The organism is Labrys sp. 22185 (assembly GCF_052045555.1).
GTDB lineage: Bacteria > Pseudomonadota > Alphaproteobacteria > Rhizobiales > Labraceae > Labrys > Labrys neptuniae.
This window is the reverse complement of record NZ_JBQEPH010000123.1, coordinates 1-653: the sequence shown is the minus strand read 5'-3', so window position 1 is coordinate 653 and position 653 is coordinate 1. Positions and strand designations below refer to the sequence as shown.

The window sequence follows — 653 nt, the reverse complement described above, 5'->3', positions numbered from 1 at the left end:
AACACGCCGAGTGGCACGATCAACGGCACAAGCTACAATTATGCCGGCAATGCCGCCAATTCCACGGTGAGCGTCGGCTCCTCCGGCAAGGAACGGACCATCACCAATGTCGCGGCCGGCCGGATCAGCGGAACCTCCACCGATGCAGTGAACGGCTCACAGCTCTTTGCCACCAACCAGGCGGTGAATGCGATCGGCACGTCGGTGACGACGATCGGCAACAACGTCAACAATCTCGGCAATTCGGCGGCCTCGACCCTCGGCGGCGGCACGACCTATAATCCGGCCACCGGCACGCTGTCCGGTTTCAGCCAGACTATCAATCCGGTCAGCAACACCGGCGCGGTCGGTGCGGCAGCCGCGCAGACGACGGTCGCAGGCGCGCTGAACCAGTTGAACACCAACACCTCCAACCTGGCCAATATCGCGGTCAAGTATGATGCTCCCGGTGGCAGCAAGATCACGCTTGGGGCGACCGGCGGCGCGGGAGCGCCGGCCGGTGGCGTGACGATCACCAACCTGGCCAATGGCGCGGTGACCGCGGCCTCCACCGACGTCGTCAACGGTTCGCAGCTCTTTGCCGTTCAGCAGACGGCCAACAAGGGCTGGAATGCCAATACGGCAGCGGTCGCCGGCAGCACCGGTACGGTTTC

Annotated in this window: 1 pseudogene; it reads left to right on the top strand. The window is 64.3% G+C overall.

Annotated features, from left to right (window positions below):
* Nucleotides 1-653: pseudogene (locus ACTJKX_RS38225) on the top strand (calcium-binding protein); the annotation flags it as partial.